This window comes from Nocardioides sp. ChNu-99 (assembly GCF_029493445.1).
Classification (GTDB): Bacteria; Actinomycetota; Actinomycetes; order Propionibacteriales; family Nocardioidaceae; genus Nocardioides.
Map to the genome: position 1 here is coordinate 74,005 of NZ_JAHWBL010000001.1, position 18,495 is coordinate 92,499.

Genomic DNA, 18,495 nt, shown 5'->3' on the forward strand with positions numbered 1-18,495 from the left:
GTCGTGACGAAAAGCGTAACGTCGCGCCATGGCCGCCACCCACGACGTCGTCAACCAGGTCCCGCCGCTGACGGGGCACGACACCGCCCACGACCCCGCTCTCCTCGAGGGCCTCGAGCGCGAGGGCGCGGGCTGGGCGCTCGACGAGGTGCACGCGCTCGGCCGGCTCGCCGGCTCCGCCGAGGCGCAGGAGTGGGGCCGCCTCGCCGAGCGTGTGCCGCCGCGGCTGCACACGCACGACCGCTACGGCCACCGGGTCGACGAGGTGGAGTACGTGCCGGCGTACCACCGCCTGATGGAGACCGCCGTCGGTCACGGGCTGCACGGCGCGCCCTGGGCCGACGACCGCCCGGGCGCCCACGTCGCGCGGGCCGCGAAGTTCCTCGCGTGGTCGGTCGACGCCGGCCACGGCTGCCCGATCTCGATGACCTACGCCGTCGTCCCGGCGCTGCGGGCGGACCCCGAGCTGGCGGCGCGCTTCGAGCCGCTGCTCACGAGCCGCGTCTACGACCCGGTGCTGCGCGAGCCCACCACGAAGCGCGGCCTCACGGCCGGCATGTCGATGACGGAGAAGCAGGGCGGCTCCGACGTGCGGGCCGGCACGACGCGGGCCACGCCCCAGGCGGACGGCTCCTACCGGCTGGTGGGCCACAAGTGGTTCACCTCGGCGCCCATGTCCGACCTCTTCCTCGCCCTGGCCCAGGCACCCGGCGGCCTGTCCTGCTTCCTGCTCCCCCGGGTGCTGCCGGGCGGCGAGCGCAACGCCCTGCGCTTCCAGCGCCTCAAGGACAAGCTGGGCAACCGCTCGAACGCGTCGTCGGAGATCGAGTACGACGAGGCGACCGGCTGGCTCGTCGGCGAGGAGGGGCGCGGCGTGCGCACCATCGTCGAGATGGTCAACATGACCCGCCTCGACTGCGTGCTGGGCTCGGCGGCCGGCATGCGCACCGCCCTCGTCGCGGCCGCCCACCACGCCCGCCACCGCCACGCCTTCGGCCGGGCGCTCGTCGACCAGCCGCTCATGCGCAACGTGCTGGCCGACCTCGCGATCGAGTCCGAGGCGGCGACCACCGCGGCGCTGCGGCTCGCCGGCGCCAACGACCGCGCCGTGCGCGGCGACGAGGGCGAGGCGGCCCTGCGCCGCATCGCCCTCGCCGTCACGAAGTACGCCGTGTGCAAGCGCGCCCCGATGGCGGCCGGCGAGGCCATGGAGTGCCTCGGCGGCAACGGGTACGTCGAGGACTTCGACCTCGCCCGGATCTACCGCGAGCTGCCCCTGCTCTCCATCTGGGAGGGCTCGGGCAACGTCGCCGCGCTCGACGCGCTGCGCGCGCTGGCCCGCGAGCCGCACACCCTCGACGCCTTCCTCGCCGAGGCCGAGCTCGCCACGGGCGCCGACCGCCGGTACGACGACGCGCTGGGCGACCTGAAGAAGGAGCTGACGTCGTTCGACGACATCGAGCTGCGGGCCCGGCGCGTGGTGGAGCGGATGGCGTTCGTCTTCCAGGGCGCCCAGCTCGTGCGCCACGCCCCGCACGCCGTCGCCGACGCCTTCTGCGCGACCCGCCTCGCGGGCGACTGGGGCAGCGCGTTCGGCACCCTGCCGGCGGGCCTCGACCTCGAGCCCGTGCTGGAGCGCACCGCGTCGGGGCTGTGAGCCGCCCGTCCGGGTGACATCTGGGCTCTTCCGGCGACAGGTGTCCTCGGTCACGCCTAGCATCCCGGGCATGCACACCCTCCCCCGGCGCCGGCAGTCGCTGCTCGGTGCCGCCCTCCTCGTGCTCGCGACGCTCGTCGCGTCCACCCTCCCCGCCACGACGACCGCGTCCGCGGCCGCCGCTGCCGCTCCCGGGCGCGTCCTCCACGTCTCCCCGAACGGGCGCGACACGAACAACGGCTCCGCGGGTGCCCCGTGGCAGCACCTGGACACGGCGATGGGCCGGCTGCAGGCGGGCGACACGCTGCTCGTCGCGCCGGGCACGTACGGCGACGGGAACGGCGACGGCGTCATCCGCCCCCGCCTGCAGGCCGGCACGGCCGACGCGCGCATCACGGTGAAGGCGACCGGGCCCGACGTCTTCCTGTCGGTCCCCCTGGGCATCGACAACGCGGCGTACTGGACGTTCGACGGGCTCAACGTCGGCGGCAACGGGGTGGTGGCCACCGGGAGCCGGCCGCAGTACCTGGTGAAGATGCTCGGCGGCACGGGCTGGGTGTTCCGCAACGCGGAGATCTGCTGCTACGGCACCTACGGCCTCGTGCGCATCCACGGGAAGCCGGCCGACTGGACCTTCAGCCACAACCTCGTCTACTCGAACCGCGGGCGCGGGCAGGGCAGCGACCAGGACCACATCATGTACGTCGAGACCGACCGCGGCGCCGGTCCGGGATACATCGAGCGCAACATCCTGGCGGGCGCCTCGAACGGCGCCAACATCAAGCTCGGTCGCGACCGGCAGGACAACCCGGACGGCGGTCCGACCGGGGTGACGATCCGGCGCAACACGCTCGTCGGGGCGTTCAACAACGTGCGCGTCGCCTTCGACACCACCGCGGCGCTCATCGAGGACAACATCACCCTCGGCGCCACGCTGAACTGGCCGAACGGCCCGGCCGCCGTGCAGCCCTACTGCCTCGACGGGCGCGGCAACGTCACGAGGAACGACCTGTGGTGGGGCCCGCCGACCGTGCGCCACACCGACCCGATCCGCGGCACGTACTGCACCTACCGGGGCCAGTGGGTCGACCAGGGCGGCCACGTCAAGCGCGACCCCCGCATCGGCGTCGCGCCGTCCGGCACCTTCAACCAGACCCGCCTGCGCTCGCTGCGCCCCGAGCAGTTCGTGCCCGGTGACGCGATCGCCCGCGGCTACGGCCGGTTCAGCCAGTTCGACCAGGTGCTGGCCGGCGACTGGGACGGGGACGGCGTCGACACCCCCGCCGGCGTGCTCGGCAACCGCGTGCACCTCACCGACCAGGCCACCGACGCCGGCACCTCGGGGGTCGCCCCCGGCGCGGGCGAGGCCGAGCGCATCCTCACCTTCGGCCGCGACGGCTGGCAGTTCGTGGCCGGCGACTGGAACGGCGACGGCATCGACGAGATCGGCGCCTACGACCCCGCCACGGCGACGCTGCACCAGCGCTTCACCGCGAACCGGACGGTGGCGGTCAAGTTCGGCAGCAACGCCCGCCGCTACCAGGCCTACGTGGGCGACTGGAACGGCGACCGCATCGACGACCTCGGGCTGCTCGACCTCACCGACAAGACCTTCCACCTGCGCAACAGCGCCACCCGCACCACGAGCTTCAAGTTCGGGTCGGGCCGCATCGCCTACCAGCCGGTCGCGGGCGACTGGGACGGGAACGGTCGCGACGAGCTGGGCCTGTGGCAGCCGAGCACCCGCACCTTCCACCTGCGGGCCTGCGCCGAGGTCACCTGCACGGGCGCCGGCACCAGCTTCCCCGTCGGCAGCTCCTCGAGCGCGCCCTTCTACCAGCCCGTCGTGGGCCGCTGGGACCGATCGTCGGGCCCCGGTCACACCGTCGGGGTCGTGCTCTGGAACAGCTGGAGCCGGGCCCGCGGCAACGACACCACGAGCGGCTTCTGGCCGACCCGCAGCTACGACGGCTGACCCGCCGCACCGCGCGGGCTCAGAAGACGGGCTTGCCGCCCGTGACGCCGAGCACGGTGCCGGAGACGTAGCTGGCGTCCGCCGGCGAGGCGAGGAACACGAACGCCGGGGCCACCTCGGCCGGCTGGCCGGCCCGGCCCAGCGGCGTGTCCGAGCCGAACTGCTCGATCTTCTCGACCGGCTGGGTCGCAGGCTGCAGCGGCGTCCAGATCGGACCCGGCGCGACCGCGTTGACGCGGATGCCGTGCTCGCCGAGCTCGGCGGCGAGGTTGACCGTCAGGTTGTTGATCGCCGCCTTCGTGGAGGCGTAGTCGAGGAGGCTCGTCGACGGGTCGAACGCCTGGATCGAGGAGTTGTTGATGATGCTGCCGCCGCGCTCCTTCAGGTGCGGGACCGCGGCGCGGGTCAACCAGAACAGCGCGTAGAGGTTCGTCTTCAGCGTGCGGTCGAGCAGCTCGTCGTCGAGGTTCAGGATGCCCTCGCCCCGCGCCATCTGGAACCCGGCGTTGTTGACGAGCACGTCGAGGCGGCCGAGCTCGGCCACCGTCCGCTCCACCACGGCGTCGCACGTCGCGGAGTCGCGCAGGTCGGCCTCGATCGCCACCGCGCGACGTCCCGCCGACTCGACGAGCGCCACGGTCTGCCGGGCGTCCTGCTCCTCGGCGGCCAGGTAGGTGAACGCGACGTCCGCGCCCTCCCGCGCGTACGCCAGCGCCACCGCCCGACCGATGCCGGAGTCACCGCCGGTGATCAGCCCGACCAGGCCTTCGAGCCGGCCGTGCCCGACGTACGACTCCTCGCCGTGGTCGGGGCGGGGCTCCATCTCGTCGGTGAGGCCGGGGGGCTCCTGCTGCTGGGCCGGGTAACCGTCTGCCATGTCTCGTTCCTCCCCGACGCCCGCGGGCGTCGTTCCTCGTCTGCCGGTCCGGCAGTCGTCGTCTGCTCCGTCCGCGCGGCCGGTACCCCGGCCCCGCAGCGCGCACCCGCCGCGGCATGACGCGTCCCGGGCTCGGGTACCAGCCCCGTCGTGGACGCCGTACTGATGATCGACATGCAGCAGGGGTACTTCAGCGCGCCGGAGCTCGAAAAGCAGCGGCCGGCGCTGGTCGACGCCTGCTCGCGGCTGGTGCGCGCCGCCCTCGACGCGGGCGCGCTCGTGGTCGAGGTCGTGACCGTCCACGAGCACGACCGCAGCACGTGGGCCCGCAACATGCTGGAGGACGACAAGCCGTTCCTGCTGCGCGGCTCGGACGAGGCGGCCCGGCTCCCGGGCCTGCCGGAGGTGGGCCCGCCGCACGGCGTGGTGCTGGAGAAGACCCGCGACAGCGCCTTCCACCGCACGGAGCTGGTGGACCTGCTGCGCGAGCGGGGTGTCGACCGCCTGCTGCTGTGCGGCATCTCGACCGAGTCCTGCATCGCGGCCACCGCCCTCGACGCCTACGCCCACGACTTCGAGACGGTGCTCGTCATCGACGCCATCGCCTCGCCGTCGCCGGACACGCACGTGCGGGCGCTCGACCACCTGGGGAGCAGCTACCACCAGCCGGGGGTCGGCGTGGACGACGTCACGGGGACCTTGTCGGGCGCCTGAGACCGCGGCCCGAGCGCGGGGTCCGAGCGCGGGGTCCAGGGGCGGGGTCCAGGGGCCGGATCCGGGCGCAGGCGGTCCACGCGCCGGGGCGGTACCCATCTCCGCGCGTCCCAGCCCCACCGGCTCACCAGGTGGGAACTTCCGGAATGATTCGCCTTCCGACTGGTCCAGACCGGCTGGATGGGTCTAGGTTCGGTGGGTGGCGCCACAAGCGCTGATCTCGTTCTTTCCAGCTCAAGCCGCGGGCTGGCCAGGCACTCGAGGCTCAGGATCCACGATGCCCAACGAAGAACTGTCCCCCACCACCCCCGTCACCAGTGCCCGCCAGAGCGAGCGTGAGCAGCGGCGCGCGGCCACCGCGGCCAGCCTCGAGGCCGCCGGGCGTGCCACCGACCAGGCCGAGCGCGACGCCGCGCTGCGCGAGCTGGTCGTCGCCAACATGGGTGTCGCCCGATCGCTGGCCGCCCGCCAGCGCAACCGCGGCATCCCGATCGAGGACCTGGAGCAGGTCGCCTACCTCGCGCTCGTCCGGGCCGCCGACGGCTTCGACGTCACGCAGGGCAAGGACTTCCTGACGTACGCCGTGCCGTGCATCCGCGGCGAGCTGCGTCGCCACTTCCGCGACCACGGCTGGATGGTCCGCCCGCCCCGCCAGGTGCAGGAGAACCAGTCGGCCGTCATCCGGGCCCGTGACCGCCTCACCGGCGACCACGGCGAGAACGTGCCCGCGGCGGTCATCGCCCGCGAGCTCGAGATCGAGGTCGACGTCGTCGAGCAGGCGCTCGCGGCCGAGGGCTGCTTCCGCCCGGTCTCCCTCGACGCCCCGCTGCCCACCGGCGTCGGTGCGCGGCACGAGGAGACGGTGGTCGACCCGGCCGCCGAGCAGGAGCTCATCGAGGCCCGCGAGACGCTGCGCCCCGCGCTGCGCCAGCTGGGCGAGCGGGAGCGCCGCATCCTCATGCTGCGCTACTTCAACGACCGCACCCAGCAGGAGATCGCCGACGAGCTCGGCATCACGCAGACCCAGGTGTCCCGGCTCCTCGCCGGGATCCTGCGCCAGCTGCGCGAGGTCGTGGGCGCGCCCGCGGCCACGCAGCGCCGCGCCTCCTGAGGCCTCTCCACCCCGCACGAACGACGAAGGGGCGGGACCGGTTCGCCGGTCCCGCCCCTTCGTCGTGCCCCCGCCCTCAGGGCTGGAAGACGACCTTGATCATCCCGTCCTGCTTGTCGCGGAACGCCTTGTAAGCCTCGGGCGCCTCGCTCAGCGGCAGGTGGTGGGTGGCGAAGCCCTCCGTCCCCAGCGGGTCCTCGTCGGTGAGCAGCTCGAGGATCTCGTCGGACCAGCGGTGGACGTTCGCCTGCCCCATCCGCAGCTGGATCTGCTTGTCGAAGATCTGCATGAGCGGCAGCGGGTTGACCGCGCCGCCATACACGCCCGAGATCGAGATGGTGCCGCCGCGCCGCACGGTCTCGATCGCGGTGTTGATCACCACGAGCCGGTCGACGGCGGCCTTCTTCATCAACGGCTCGGCGACGGCGTCGGGCAGGAACTTGACCGCCTTCTGCGCCAGCTCGGCGATGGGCGAGCCGTGCGCCTCCATGCCGACGGCGTCGATGACGGCGTCGGGGCCGCGCCCGTCGGTCATCTCGCGCAGCGTCGCGGCCAGCTCGGCCGGCGGCTGCTCGTCCACCACCTCGGCGCCCCAGGCGGCGGCACGCTGGCGCCGGTCCTCCTCGGGCTCCGAGACGACCACCCGGATGCCGCGGCGCGCCGCGATGCGGGCCGCCATGGCGCCGATGGGTCCACCGCCGATGATCAGCACGGTGTCGCCCTCGCCGACGTTGGCGTACTCCACCGCCTGCCAGGCGGTGGGCAGCACGTCGCTGAGGAAGAGGAAGCGGTCGTCCGGCGGGCCGTGCGGCACCTTGATCGGCAGCGTGTCGCCGAAGGGCACGCGCAGCAGCTCGGCCTGGCCACCGGGCACCTGGCCGTAGAGCTTGCTGTAGCCGAACAGGCTCGCGCCGGTGCCCTGGTCGCGGTTCTGGGTCGTCTCGCACTGGCTGTGCAACCCGCGGCTGCACATCCAGCACGTGCCGCAGCTGACGTTGAACGGCACGACGACCCGGTCGCCGGGCACGAGCGTCTCCACACCGGGACCGACCTGCTCGACGATGCCCATGGGCTCGTGGCCCACGACGTCCCCGGGGGTCATGAACGGGCCCAGCGGCTCGTAGAGGTGCAGGTCCGACCCGCACAGCCCCGTCGACGTGATCTTCACGATCACGTCCCCCGGGTCCTGGATGGTCGGGTCCGGGACCTCCTGCACCCGCATGTCCTGCGAGCCCTGCCACGTCACTGCCTTCACGTTTCACTCCTCGGGTGGTCGGTGGGCGGACCGGATCCGGTACCCACCGCCCCCCCGGCTGCACCCACCGCCGACCCACCCCCGCGCGGCGCGCGCCGGGCCCCGGGCCCGCGTATGCGGCCCCGGGGCAGGGGTACCGGGCGGGCCATGGACCTCGCCCTCGCCCTGCTCCGCCGCGGGTACCACGCCCTGCCCGCCGAGCGCCGACGCAACGGCGGCGCCGACACCTTCACCGCTCGCCTGCTGGGCCGGCGCGCCGTCGTGGTCCGCGGTCGCGCGGGGGCCGAGCTGTTCTACGACACCGACCGCGTCAGCCGGGTGGGCGCCGTCCCGCCGCCCGTGGCCGGCCTCATCTTCGGCCGTGGCGCGCTCCACGGCCTCGACGGCACGGAGCACGCCGAGCGCAAGGCCCTCTTCCTCGACCTCCTCGACGGCGCGGCCGTGCGGGAGGTCACCGGCGAGGTGACGGCCCTCCTCCGCCCGCGCCTCGACGCCCACGCGGCCCAGCCCGACGGGGGCGAGGTCGTGCTCTTCGACCTGCTCGTCGAGGCGTACGGCGACGCGGTGCTGCGCTGGGCCGGCGTACCCGGGTCCGCGGAGGAGAGGCGGGTGCTGTCGCGGCGGATGGCCGCGATCGTCGACGGCTTCGGCGGTGCCGGTACGGCGTACCTGCGCGGCTGGCGCGAACGGGTCCGGATGAACGCGTGGGCCGCGCGCCTCGTCCGTGAGACCCGGCGCGCGTCGTCGGTCGGCGACACGTCGGTGGTCGCCCGGATCGCCGCGACCGACCTGGACGACCGCACGGCCGGCGTCGAGCTGCTCAACGTGCTGCGCCCGACCGTCGCCGTGGCCTGGCCCGCCACCTGGGCCGCGCTCACCCTCGTGGTGGACCGTGCCGCACGGGCCGACCTCGTCGGCGACCCCGGCGCCCGCGCCCGGGTCTGCGTCGCGCACGAGTCGCGCCGCGTGCACCCCTTCGTCCCCGCCCTCGCCGGGCGCATCCGGACCGACACCGAGCACGACGGCGTGCGGCTGCGGCCCGGCGACCACCTCGTGCTCGACGTGCCCGGCACCGACACCGACCCGGCGTGGTGGGACCGTCCCGACGAGTTCGACCCCTCGCGCTTCGCGCACGCCGAGCCCGACCCCTTCGCCTACGTCCCCCAGGGCGGCGGCCACCCCGACCAGGGCCACCGCTGCCCCGGCGAGCCCCTCACCGTGGCCCTGGTGGCCGCGACCCTCGGGGAGCTCGCCCGCCACGACCTCACCGCCGTCGACGACCAGCCGGGCCGGACCGACCGGACCCGGATGCCCCGCCGCCCCCACGGCGGGCTGCGACTGCGCGTGCGCACGACCGACCCGTCCGCCTGAACCCCCACCGGAAGGCACCGTCACGCCATGGACCCCTCCACGCCCGTCAAGAAGGCCGCCCAGCTCGTCGAGGACGCCGCCGAGGCCCTCACCTCCTCCCCCGACACCGTCCCGGGCGTCCCCGCGAGTGCGCCCGCCCCGCTCGAGGAGCCCACGACGCCCCACCCGCCGGCCCCGCCGAAGCCCGACCAGCGGGCGCCCGAGCTGCGCACCGCGACGGGCGCCGAGGCCACCGGGAAGCCCGGCGACCGCCACCAGCAGGGCTCGTACCTGACCACCTCCACCGGGGTGCGGCTGCACGACACCGACCACTCGCTCAAGGCCGGCCGGCGCGGCCCGACGCTGCTGCAGGACCACCACCTGCGCGAGAAGCTCATGCACTTCGACCACGAGCGCATCCCGGAGCGCGTCGTGCACGCGCGCGGCGCGGCCGCCCACGGTCACTTCGAGGGCTACGGCACGGCGGCGTCCATCTGCCACGCGAGCGTCTTCGACGAGGGCCGCACGACCCCGGTCTTCGTGCGCTTCTCCACGGTGCTGGGCTCGCGCGGCTCGGCCGACACCGTGCGCGACACCCGCGGCTTCGCGACGAAGTTCTACACCGACGAGGGCATCTGGGACCTGGTCGGCAACAACATCCCGGTCTTCTTCATCCAGGACGGCATCAAGTTCCCCGACGTGATCCACGCCGGCAAGCCGCACCCCGATCGCGAGATCCCGCAGGCCCAGAGCGCCCACGACTCCTTCTGGGACTTCGTCTCGCTCCACACCGAGGCGCAGCACCACACCATCTGGAACATGTCCGACCGGGGCGTCCCGCGCTCCTACCGGATGATGGAGGGGTTCGGCGTCCACACCTTCCGCTGCACCAACGCCGAGGGCGGGACCTCGCTGGTGAAGTTCCACTGGAAGCCGAAGCTGGGCGTGCACTCCCTGACGTGGGAGGAGGCGCAGATGCTCGGCGGCATCGACCCCGACTTCCACCGGCGCGACCTCGCCGACGCGATCGAGGCGGGCTCGTACCCCGAGTGGGAGCTGGGCGTGCAGGTCTTCCCCGACACCCCGGAGCAGATGTTCGAGGGCATCGACCTCCTCGACTCCACCAAGCTGGTCCCCGAGGAGCTCGCCCCGGTGCAGCCGATCGGGCGCCTCGTGCTCGACGCGAACCCGACGAACTTCTTCGCCGAGACCGAGCAGGTCGCGTTCCACACCGGCCACCTGGTGCCCGGCATCGACGGCACGGACGACCCGCTGCTGCAGGCGCGCAACTTCTCCTACCTCGACACCCAGCTCTCGCGGCTCGGCGGCCCGAACTTCAACCAGCTGCCGATCAACCGCACGCACACGCCGGTGAACGACATGCTGCGCGACGGCTTCCACCAGCACGCCGTGCACGCCGGGGCGGCGCCGTACCGCCCGAACTCCCTCGACGGCGGCTGCCCCTTCTCGGCCACCACCGACCAGAGCGACCCGGCCACCCGGGCGTTCGTCGAGGCCGCCGCCACGGTGGCGGAGGGTGCGAAGGTGCGGGCCCAGCCCGCGTCGTACGACGACCACTTCAGCCAGGTGCGCCAGTTCTGGCTCAGCCTGACCCCGGTCGAGCGCGAGCACGTCGTCCGGGCCTACACCTTCGAGCTCGGCAAGTGCTACGAGGAGGCGATCAAGGTGCGCCAGCTCCGGTCGCTGGCGCAGGTCGACGCCACGTTGTGCGCCGAGGTCGCCGCCGGGCTCGGCCTGCCGGCCCCCGAGGCTCCGGGGCCGCTGCCCGACGTCGACCCGAGCCCCGCGCTCTCGCAGCTCGGCGGCACGTGGCCGCTGGAGGGTCGGATGGTCGGCATCGTCGTCGCGACCGACACCGACCCGGGCCTGGTCACCGCGGTCCAGGAGGCCGTGCGCGCCGAGGGCGCCCTGCCGCTCGTCGTCGGCCCCCACGGCGGGCAGGTCGCCGGCACGACGGCGCAGCGCACCTTCGCCACGACCCGCTCGGTCGAGTTCGACACCGTCGTCCTCCTCGACGCCCCCTCGCCCGCAGCCGACGCGCCGCACGACGAGAAGACGTCGGTGCCGGGCGGCCCCGCCGCGGTCGACCCACGGGTCCTGCTGCTGGTGCAGGAGGCCTACCGCCACGCCAAGGTGATCGCCGCGGTCGGCAACGGCACCGCGGTGCTCGACCTGGCCGGCGTCGCGCCCGAGGGCGTCGGGGTCGTGGTCGGCACCGACCCGGCCGAGGTCTGCACCCGGATGTCCGCCGCCGCGCGCGGGCACCGCGTCTGGGAGCGCTTCGGCGCCGTGGGGGTGTGACGTGCTGAGGACCATCTGGGAGGACCGTTCCTCCGCCGCGTCGTCGATCCCTGCGACCGCGCTCGACACGGACACGGCGTACGACGCGGTCGTCGTCGGCGGCGGCCTCACCGGCCTGACCACGGCGCTGCTCCTGGCGCGCGGCGGCCAGCGGGTGCTGGTGCTCGAGGCCCGCGAGCTGGGCGGCGGCACCACCGGCCGGAGCACGGCCAAGGTGAGCCTGCTGCAGGGCAGCCAGTTCTCGCGCATCGACCGCCGCCACGGCACCGCGACGCTGCGGTCCTACGCCGCGGCCAACCGCGAGGCACAGGCCTGGGTCACGGCGTTCGCCGAGGACGCCGGGGTGCCGCTCGAGCGCCGGGACGCGTTCACCTACGCCAACGGCGCCCTCGGCGCCCGTGTGCTGCGCCGCGAGCTCGCGGCCGCGCAGAAGGCGGACCTGCCGGTGCGCTGGACCGAGGACACCGAGCTGCCGTTCGCGGTGCGGGGCGCGATCCGCCTCGACGACCAGGTGCAGGTCGACCCGGTCGCGCTCGTCGGCGAGCTGTCGCGGCAGTGCCGGGAGCTCGGGGTCACCGTCGTCGAGCACGCCCGGGTGCAGCGCGTCGGAGGTGGCGACCCCGTGCGCGTGGCCGTGCGCGTGCCGGGCGACGACCCCGGCACCGACCAGCAGGCCGTCGTGCAGGGCCGCACGGTGGTCCTGGCCACCGGCATGCCGATCCTCGACCGGGGCGCGTTCTTCGCCCGGATGAGCCCGGAGCGCTCCTACAGCCTCGCGGTGACGCTGCCGCAGGAGGCGCCGCACGGGATGTACCTGGCCGCCGACATGCCGTCCCGCTCCCTGCGCGACGCGACCCGGCCGGGCGGTCCGCCCACGCTCCTCATCGGCGGCGAGGGTCACGTCACCGGCCGCAAGCGGCCGACCAGCCAGCGGCTCGACGCGCTGCGCATCTGGGCGATGGACCACTTCCCGGGCGCCCAGGAGACGCACGCCTGGTCGGCGCAGGACTACTCGCCGCACCACGGGCTGCCGTACGCCGGTCCCCTCCTGCCGGGCAACCACCGCATCCTCGTCGCGGGCGGCTTCTCGAAGTGGGGCATGACGAACGGCGTGGCCGCGGCGCTGGCGATCACGGGCGGGCTGCTCGGCAACACGCCGGCGTGGGCGGGCGCCTACCGCCCGTGGGGTGCCCACGAGCTGACCGGCCTGCCCGGGTCGGCCTGGCTCAACACCGAGGTCGCGGTCGCCATGACCGCCGGGTGGCTGGCACCGCGGGTCCCCTCCGTCGCCGCCGGCACCGGCACCTCCGGCAGCGGGGAGGCGCGGCAGCGCTCCCGCCTGTGCGGGCTGGTGCCGGGCAAGGAGGGCTCCGCGGTCTGCACGCACCTCGGCGGGGTGCTCACCTGGAACGACGCCGAGCGCAGCTGGGACTGCCCGCTGCACGGCTCGCGCTTCGAGGAGCGCGGCGAGGTCATCGAGGGTCCGGCCGTCCGGCCCCTCGCGACCCGCGACTGACGGTCCCGCCACCACGGCCCGTGGCCGGCGCCCCCTCGGGGGTGCCGGCCACGGGCCGTGGTGCGTGTGCCACGGGGTGCGCGACGACCCGCGAGCGGGTACCGGCGCCGGGAGCACCCGTCCCGAGAGCACCCTTCCCCCTCCCCGAGGAGACACCATGCGATCCGAAGACGTCAGCGCCCAGCGCGTCAGCACCCCGCCGCCCAGGGGCGACCGCTTTCTGCGGACCGTCGCCCTCGTCGTCGGCGGCACGTTCCTGCTCGTGGGCATCCTGGGGTTCGTCCCCGGCGTGACCACCGACTACGACCAGCTCGAGCTCGCCGGCCACGAGAGCCAGGCGAAGCTGCTCGGCCTCTTCCAGGTGTCGATCCTGCACAACGTCGTCCACCTGCTGTTCGGCGTCGCCGGCATCGCGGCCGCCAAGCGCCCGCGCGCCGCGGTGACCTACCTCATCGGCGGCGGGCTCATCTACCTCGTGCTGTGGATCTACGGGCTGAGCGTCGGCCACCACTCCGACGCCAACTTCGTGCCGCTCAACGACGCCGACAACTGGCTGCACCTCGGCCTCGCCGTCGGCATGATCGGGCTCGGCGTCTACGGCTACCAGCGCCTGCGCGGCGGCATCGGCGGCGACGTGCCGATGTGAGCCCCGGCCGCGTCCGCGCGGCAGCACCCGCGACGCCGCGTCGCCCTCCCCGTGGTGGGATCGGGCGGCGCGGCGTTCGCGCACCCGGCGGGAGGAGCAGGCGCATGTGGGGCTGGTTGCTGGTGGCGGTCGGCAGCGAGGTCGTGGCGACGCTGTCGCTGCGGCAGTCGGAGGGCTTCTCGCGGCCCGGCTGGTCGGTCGTCGTGGTGCTGGGCTACTGCTCGGCCTTCTACGCGCTGTCGCAGGCGCTGGTGGCGGGCATGCCGCTGGGGCAGGCGTACGCCGTGTGGTGCGCGCTCGGCATCGCGACCATCGCGGTGCTCGGCATCGTGCTCTTCGGCGAGACCCTGACGGCGGTGCAGGTCACCGGGCTGGTGCTGGTCGTGGCCGGCGTCGTGCTCGTCGAGCTGGGGGCGGTGCACCGGTGAGCAGCGCGGACCGGACGAGCAGCCCGGACCGGACGAGCACCCCGGCCGGGTGACCAGTCGGTGGACGGCGGCGGCGTTCGTGGTCGCGTAACCGTAGTGTCTCGGTCGAGTATCTACGGGTTGCACCACCCGACCGCAGGAGGCACCCGTGACCGTCACCGTCGACCGCCCGACCGCGAGCCCGACCACTGCTCCCACCCCGGACCCGGCCGCCCCGCTGCCGGACGGCGTCGCGGTCCACCAGGTCGGCGGGCGGCTGGGTGCCCGGATCGAGGGCGTGCGCCTCGGCGGGGACCTGCCCGACGCCGTGGTCGCGGCGGTCCGCGACGCGCTGCTCCGCCACCAGGTGGTCTTCCTGCGCGACCAGCACCACCTCGACGACGCGACGCACGCCGCCTTCGCGGAGCGCCTCGGACCGCTCACGACCGCGCACCCGACGGTCAACACCGGCAGCGCGCGCGTGCTGCGCGTGACGGCGAACAAGGGCATGGCCGCCAACGCGTGGCACACCGACGTCACCTTCGTCGACCGGGTGCCGGCCATCAGCGTGCTGCGGGCGGTGACCCTCCCGCCGTACGGCGGCACGACGGCCTGGGCGAGCACGGTGGCCGCGTACGACGCGATGCCCGCGCCGCTGAAGGCGCTCGTCGAGGGACTGTGGGCGGTGCACACGAACTCCTACGACTACGCGCAGCTCGACGAGGAGCACGACCAGCCGGACGCGCACTACACGCGCGACGACTTCGCCTCGACGGTGTTCGAGACGCGGCACCCCGTGGTGCGCGTGCACCCGGAGACCGGGCGGCGCTCGCTGGTGCTCGGCAACTTCGTGAAGCGGTTCGAGGGGTTCAACGCCTCGGAGTCGCACCAGCTGTTCCACCTGCTGCAGGGCCGCATCACCAAGCTGGAGAACACGGTGCGCTGGACGTGGCAGCCGGGCGACGTGGCCCTGTGGGACAACCGGGCGACGCAGCACTACGCGGTCGCCGACTTCGACGAGCACCCGCGGGAGATGCGCCGCATCACGGTCGCGGGTGACGTGCCGGTCTCGGTCGACGGGCGTCGCTCGGAGGTGCTGGCCGGCGACGCCCGGGCCTACTCCCGGCTCGACGAGCTCATCTCCTGACCAGGGCGGTGGGAACAGATCGCGCTCCCGGGGCATTCACAGGACACTTTAATCTTCAAGTGTTTGGATGTCCCCATGACGCAGTACCTGCACCCCCTCGCCGACGGGCTGCCCGCGACCACGACCCGCACGAGCGTCCGCGTGCCGCTCTCGTTCGCCGACGGGTTCGTCACGACCGCGGACGTCGTCACGTTCGACGGCCTGGTCGACGGCCGGGAGCACCTGCTGCTCGGCCTCGGTGACTGGCGGGCCGCGCTGGAGCGCTCCGCCGGCGGAGGCGTGGCTCCGCTGGTGCGCCCGCACAGCGAGTGCCTGACCGGCGACGTGCTGGGGTCGCAGCGCTGCGACTGCGGGCCGCAGCTGCGGGAGGCGGTCGAGCGGATCGCCGAGGCCGGCGGGTTCCTGCTCTACCTGCGCCAGGAGGGCCGGGGCATCGGGCTGTACGCCAAGCTGGACGCCTACGCGCTGCAGGACGCCGGGCTCGACACCTACGAGGCCAACCTGGCCCTCGGGCACGGGGAGGACGAGCGCGACTACCGCGCCGCCGCCCAGATGCTCCGCACCGTCGGCGCCGAGCGCGTCCGGCTGCTCAGCAACAACCCCGACAAGGCGGCCCAGCTCGCGTCGTACGGCGTCGCGGTGACCGAGCGCGTGCCCACCGGGGTGCACCTGTCGGCGAGCAACGCGCGCTACCTCCTGGCCAAGCGCGACCACACGGCCCACACGATCGACCTGCCCGCGACCGCCTGAGCGCGGGCCCGCGGCTGCCTGAGCGCGCGGCGGCCGGCGTGCGAGCCTGGGCCGGTGGAGACCGTGCAGCTGGGGTGGGCGTTCGGGGTGCTCGTGGCGCTGCTCGCCGTGGTCGCCGCCGTGGCCACCCGGCTCGCTGGGCTGGGGTCGTGGCGGGCGCCGCTGACGGCCACGGCCCGCGCGGCAGCCCAGCTCGCGCTCGTCAGCCTCGTCATCACGGCCGCACTGCACAGCCTGCCCGCGACCGCTGCCTTCGTCGCGACCATGGTCGTGGTCGGCGCCCTCACCTCGGCCCGTCGGGTGGTGGGCGGCCACGGTCGCCACACGGCGTGGTTCGCGCTGCCCATCGCGGCCGGCGCGCTGCCGGTGCTGCTGGCCGTCGTGGCCACCGGGGTCGTGCCGGCCGAACCGGTGGCGGTGCTGCCCGTCGCCGGGATCCTCGTGGGCGGCGCGATGTCGGCCACCACGCTCGCCGCACGACGCACCGTCGAGGAGCTCACCGAGCAGCGCGGCGCCTACGAGGCGGCGCTGTCCCTGGGCCTGGCCCGCCGCGCGGCCGTCGACGTCGTCGGGCGCCCCGCCGCCGCCCTCGCCCTCGTGCCGGGCCTCGACCAGACGCGGACGGTCGGGCTCGTCACCCTGCCGGGCGCGTTCGTCGGGGTGCTGCTCGCCGGGGCCTCGCCCGTCCAGGCCGGCGCCGCGCAGCTGCTCGTGCTGGCCGGGCTCCTCGCCGCCCAGACCCTCGCGGCGGCCGCCGCCGTCGAGCTCGTCGCGGCGGGACGGGTCCCCGTGGCTGGTGCGCCGCTGCGGGAGTGAGCGGGTGGCCGCGCTGCTGCGGTGGTCGAGGTGCTCGCGCCCGGTGGTCGAGGTGGCCGCGCTGCTCCCGGTGGTCGAGGTAGCCGCGCTGCCCGGTGGTCGAGGTAGCCGCGCTAGTCCCGGTGGTTGAGGTGGCCGCGCTAGTCCCGGTGGTTGAGGTGGCCGCGCTAGTCCCGGTGGTTGAGGTGGCCGCGCTAGCGGCCCTCGAAACCACGACCGGGTCGAGAGGGTCAGTGCGGACCCGCCTTGACCTGCGGAAACTCGATCTGTGGAGAGGTGTCGTCTCCGGTCAGAACTGTCGGTGGCGCCTGGTGTGATGGGTTCATGACCGAGACTGCTCTGCACCCCCTGGCCGGGGTCGTCGCGCGTCTCGCCGCTGTTCTCGACGACGGGTTCGCGACCGGTCTGTTGACCGCCGGCCCGGTCGAGACAAGCGCCGCCCTGGTCGCGCTCGAACGCGAATCCAACCGCCTCGCTGCCCTGCAGTCGAGACTGCTGGCCCATGCCACCGAGGTGCGCGTCGAAGACATGACGGGTGCGCCGTCGACCGCGGTGTGGTTCGCGAACGCGACGAACACCACCCGCGCGGAGGCGCACCGCCGGGTCCGTGCCGCGGTCGCCACCGAGGAGCGGTACGGCGCCCTCGCCGCCGCGGGCACCTCCGGCGCTGTCTTGCCCGGTCAGGCTGAGGTGGTGGTGCGGGCGCTGGACGACCTGGGCGAAGGCGTCACCGCGGAGATCAGGGCCGAGGCGGAACGGACGCTGGTCGGGTTCGCCCATCAGCACGACGCAAAGGCCCTCCGCGTCCTGGGCCGCCGGATCCTCGACGTCGTCGCCCCCGCCGTCGGCGAGGCCCGTGAGGCGGAGCTGCTGGCGCGGGAGGAGCGGGAGGCCGCCGCGAAGATCCGACTCACCATGCGCGAGGACGGCCACGGCTGCGTCCACGGGAAGTTCACGGTGCCGGAGATGCACGGCGCGATGTTCACCAAGATGCTCGACGCCATCGCCTCGCCGCGACGTAGCCATCTCCGGAACGACGCGGCTCATGGCGCCGCCGACGACACCGCCGACGACACGGTCGACGCTCGGCCCGCCTGGGAGCGCCGCGGCCAGGCGTTCGTCGAGCTGATCGAGCGGATGCGCGACGCCGACCTCCCGGACGCCGCAGGAGCCGGCGCCACCGTCGTCGTCACCATGCAGGTCGACACCCTCACCGGCGGACTCGCAGCGGCCTCGCTCGACACCGGCCACCGCATCTCACCCGGCGAAGCGCGCCGCCTCGCCTGCAGCGCCGACCTCGTCCCGGCCGTGCTCGGTAGCAAGAGCGAGGTGCTGGACCTCGGCCGGTCGGCGCGGTTCCACAGCAAACCCCAGCGCATCGCCATGCTGCTGCGGGACGGGGGCTGCACCGCGGAGGGATGCGACGCACCACCGCACTGGTGCGAGGCCCACCTCGACGACCCCTGGTCACGCGGAGGAAGGACGTCGGTCGAACGCGGACGGTTGCTGTGCTGGCGCCACCACCGCGTCGCACACGACCCGACGTACCTCACCGAGACCCTCGGCACCGGCAAGCTCAGGTTCACCCGACGCGTCTGATCAACCCGCGCGCCCGAACCCCCGGTGGTTGAGGTGGGTTGCTCTGGCAACCCCTCGAAACCACGCCCGAGAACCTGTTGTGGTTTCGAGGGCCGCTAGCGCGGCCACCTCAACCACCGGACCAGCGCGGCCACCTCAGCCACCCGGACCTGCCGGTGGTTGAGGTGGGTTGCTCTGGGCAACCCCTCGAAACCACGCGCAGGAACCCCTCGTGGTTTCGGGGGCCGCTAGCGCGGCCACCTCAACCACCGGACCAGCGCGGCCACCTCAACCACCGGACCAGCGCGGCCACCTCAACCACCGCCCCGCTGGCGCGGCCACCCCCGACCACCGCCCCGGTGCGGGCGCGGGGG

At 74.2% G+C, this 18,495-nt stretch carries 15 protein-coding genes; 13 read left to right on the forward strand and 2 right to left on the reverse strand.

Going from position 1 to position 18,495, the window contains the following annotated elements:
* Positions 1 to 28: 28 nt before the first annotated feature.
* Both KK617_RS00340 and KK617_RS00345 read left to right on the forward strand, forming a co-directional pair.
* Positions 29 to 1,657 (forward strand): acyl-CoA dehydrogenase family protein, encoded by a 1,629-nt coding sequence (locus tag KK617_RS00340; protein ID WP_277497392.1) that lies wholly within the window; start codon positions 29 to 31, stop codon positions 1,655 to 1,657.
* 70 nt (positions 1,658 to 1,727) lie between these two features.
* Complete coding sequence (locus KK617_RS00345; protein ID WP_277497394.1) at positions 1,728 to 3,632, forward strand: hypothetical protein; 1,905 nt, start codon at positions 1,728 to 1,730, stop codon at positions 3,630 to 3,632.
* A gap of 19 nt (positions 3,633 to 3,651) precedes the next feature.
* Here KK617_RS00345 and KK617_RS00350 read toward each other — a convergent pair whose 3' ends face one another.
* Positions 3,652 to 4,509, reverse strand: a complete 858-nt coding sequence (locus tag KK617_RS00350) for an SDR family oxidoreductase (protein WP_277497395.1) — start codon at positions 4,507 to 4,509, stop codon at positions 3,652 to 3,654.
* Between the two features lie 150 nt (positions 4,510 to 4,659).
* On the opposite strand from KK617_RS00350, the gene KK617_RS00355 reads away from it, so the two are divergent.
* Together KK617_RS00355 and KK617_RS00360 are read left to right on the forward strand one after the other, a co-directional pair.
* Complete coding sequence (locus tag KK617_RS00355; protein ID WP_277497396.1) at positions 4,660 to 5,223, forward strand: isochorismatase family cysteine hydrolase; 564 nt, start codon at positions 4,660 to 4,662, stop codon at positions 5,221 to 5,223.
* A 277-nt stretch (positions 5,224 to 5,500) separates the two neighbouring features.
* The gene (locus KK617_RS00360; RefSeq protein WP_277497397.1) at positions 5,501 to 6,334 is read left to right on the forward strand and encodes a sigma-70 family RNA polymerase sigma factor; all 834 of its coding nucleotides are present in this window, start codon (positions 5,501 to 5,503) and stop codon (positions 6,332 to 6,334) included.
* A 76-nt stretch (positions 6,335 to 6,410) separates the two neighbouring features.
* Here KK617_RS00360 and KK617_RS00365 read toward each other — a convergent pair whose 3' ends face one another.
* The gene (locus KK617_RS00365) at positions 6,411 to 7,589 is read right to left on the reverse strand and encodes an alcohol dehydrogenase catalytic domain-containing protein (protein WP_277497398.1); all 1,179 of its coding nucleotides are present in this window, start codon (positions 7,587 to 7,589) and stop codon (positions 6,411 to 6,413) included.
* 147 nt (positions 7,590 to 7,736) lie between these two features.
* Between KK617_RS00365 and KK617_RS00370 the strand changes: the two genes are divergently transcribed.
* From KK617_RS00370 to KK617_RS00410, 9 genes are all read left to right on the forward strand, one after another.
* Positions 7,737 to 8,960, forward strand: a complete 1,224-nt coding sequence (locus tag KK617_RS00370; protein WP_277497399.1) for a cytochrome P450 — start codon at positions 7,737 to 7,739, stop codon at positions 8,958 to 8,960.
* 27 nt (positions 8,961 to 8,987) lie between these two features.
* On the forward strand, positions 8,988 to 11,261 hold the full coding sequence (locus tag KK617_RS00375) for a catalase (protein WP_277497400.1): 2,274 nt from the start codon (positions 8,988 to 8,990) through the stop codon (positions 11,259 to 11,261).
* Between the two features lies 1 nt (position 11,262).
* Positions 11,263 to 12,777, forward strand: a complete 1,515-nt coding sequence (locus KK617_RS00380; RefSeq protein WP_277497401.1) for an FAD-dependent oxidoreductase — start codon at positions 11,263 to 11,265, stop codon at positions 12,775 to 12,777.
* A gap of 157 nt (positions 12,778 to 12,934) precedes the next feature.
* A complete protein-coding gene (locus KK617_RS00385) occupies positions 12,935 to 13,423 on the forward strand; it encodes a DUF4383 domain-containing protein (protein WP_277497402.1) in 489 nt (162 codons plus the stop codon).
* A gap of 104 nt (positions 13,424 to 13,527) precedes the next feature.
* Positions 13,528 to 13,851 carry a multidrug efflux SMR transporter gene (locus KK617_RS00390; protein ID WP_277497403.1) on the forward strand — a complete coding sequence of 108 codons (324 nt, stop codon included), beginning with the start codon at positions 13,528 to 13,530 and terminating at the stop codon, positions 13,849 to 13,851.
* A gap of 148 nt (positions 13,852 to 13,999) precedes the next feature.
* On the forward strand, positions 14,000 to 14,977 hold the full coding sequence (locus tag KK617_RS00395) for a TauD/TfdA family dioxygenase (RefSeq protein ID WP_277497404.1): 978 nt from the start codon (positions 14,000 to 14,002) through the stop codon (positions 14,975 to 14,977).
* Positions 14,978 to 15,052: 75 nt separating this feature from the next.
* Positions 15,053 to 15,727, forward strand: a complete 675-nt coding sequence (gene ribA / locus KK617_RS00400) for a GTP cyclohydrolase II (RefSeq protein WP_277497405.1) — start codon at positions 15,053 to 15,055, stop codon at positions 15,725 to 15,727.
* Between the two features lie 54 nt (positions 15,728 to 15,781).
* On the forward strand, positions 15,782 to 16,543 hold the full coding sequence (locus KK617_RS00405; protein WP_277497406.1) for an ABC transporter permease: 762 nt from the start codon (positions 15,782 to 15,784) through the stop codon (positions 16,541 to 16,543).
* A gap of 324 nt (positions 16,544 to 16,867) precedes the next feature.
* A complete protein-coding gene (locus KK617_RS00410) occupies positions 16,868 to 18,142 on the forward strand; it encodes an HNH endonuclease signature motif containing protein (protein ID WP_277497407.1) in 1,275 nt (424 codons plus the stop codon).
* Positions 18,143 to 18,495 lie beyond the last annotated feature (353 nt).

Coding starts and splice junctions, on each gene's coding strand:
- KK617_RS00370 (WP_277497399.1), top strand. CDS start 7,737: ATGGACCTCGCCCTCGCCCTGCTCCGCCGCGGGTACCACGCCCTGCCC.
- KK617_RS00350 (WP_277497395.1), bottom strand. CDS start 4,509: ATGGCAGACGGTTACCCGGCCCAGCAGCAGGAGCCCCCCGGCCTCACC.
- KK617_RS00390 (WP_277497403.1), top strand. CDS start 13,528: ATGTGGGGCTGGTTGCTGGTGGCGGTCGGCAGCGAGGTCGTGGCGACG.
- KK617_RS00410 (WP_277497407.1), top strand. CDS start 16,868: ATGACCGAGACTGCTCTGCACCCCCTGGCCGGGGTCGTCGCGCGTCTC.
- KK617_RS00385 (WP_277497402.1), top strand. CDS start 12,935: ATGCGATCCGAAGACGTCAGCGCCCAGCGCGTCAGCACCCCGCCGCCC.
- KK617_RS00345 (WP_277497394.1), top strand. CDS start 1,728: ATGCACACCCTCCCCCGGCGCCGGCAGTCGCTGCTCGGTGCCGCCCTC.
- KK617_RS00360 (WP_277497397.1), top strand. CDS start 5,501: ATGCCCAACGAAGAACTGTCCCCCACCACCCCCGTCACCAGTGCCCGC.
- KK617_RS00375 (WP_277497400.1), top strand. CDS start 8,988: ATGGACCCCTCCACGCCCGTCAAGAAGGCCGCCCAGCTCGTCGAGGAC.
- KK617_RS00340 (WP_277497392.1), top strand. CDS start 29: ATGGCCGCCACCCACGACGTCGTCAACCAGGTCCCGCCGCTGACGGGG.
- ribA (WP_277497405.1), top strand. CDS start 15,053: ATGACGCAGTACCTGCACCCCCTCGCCGACGGGCTGCCCGCGACCACG.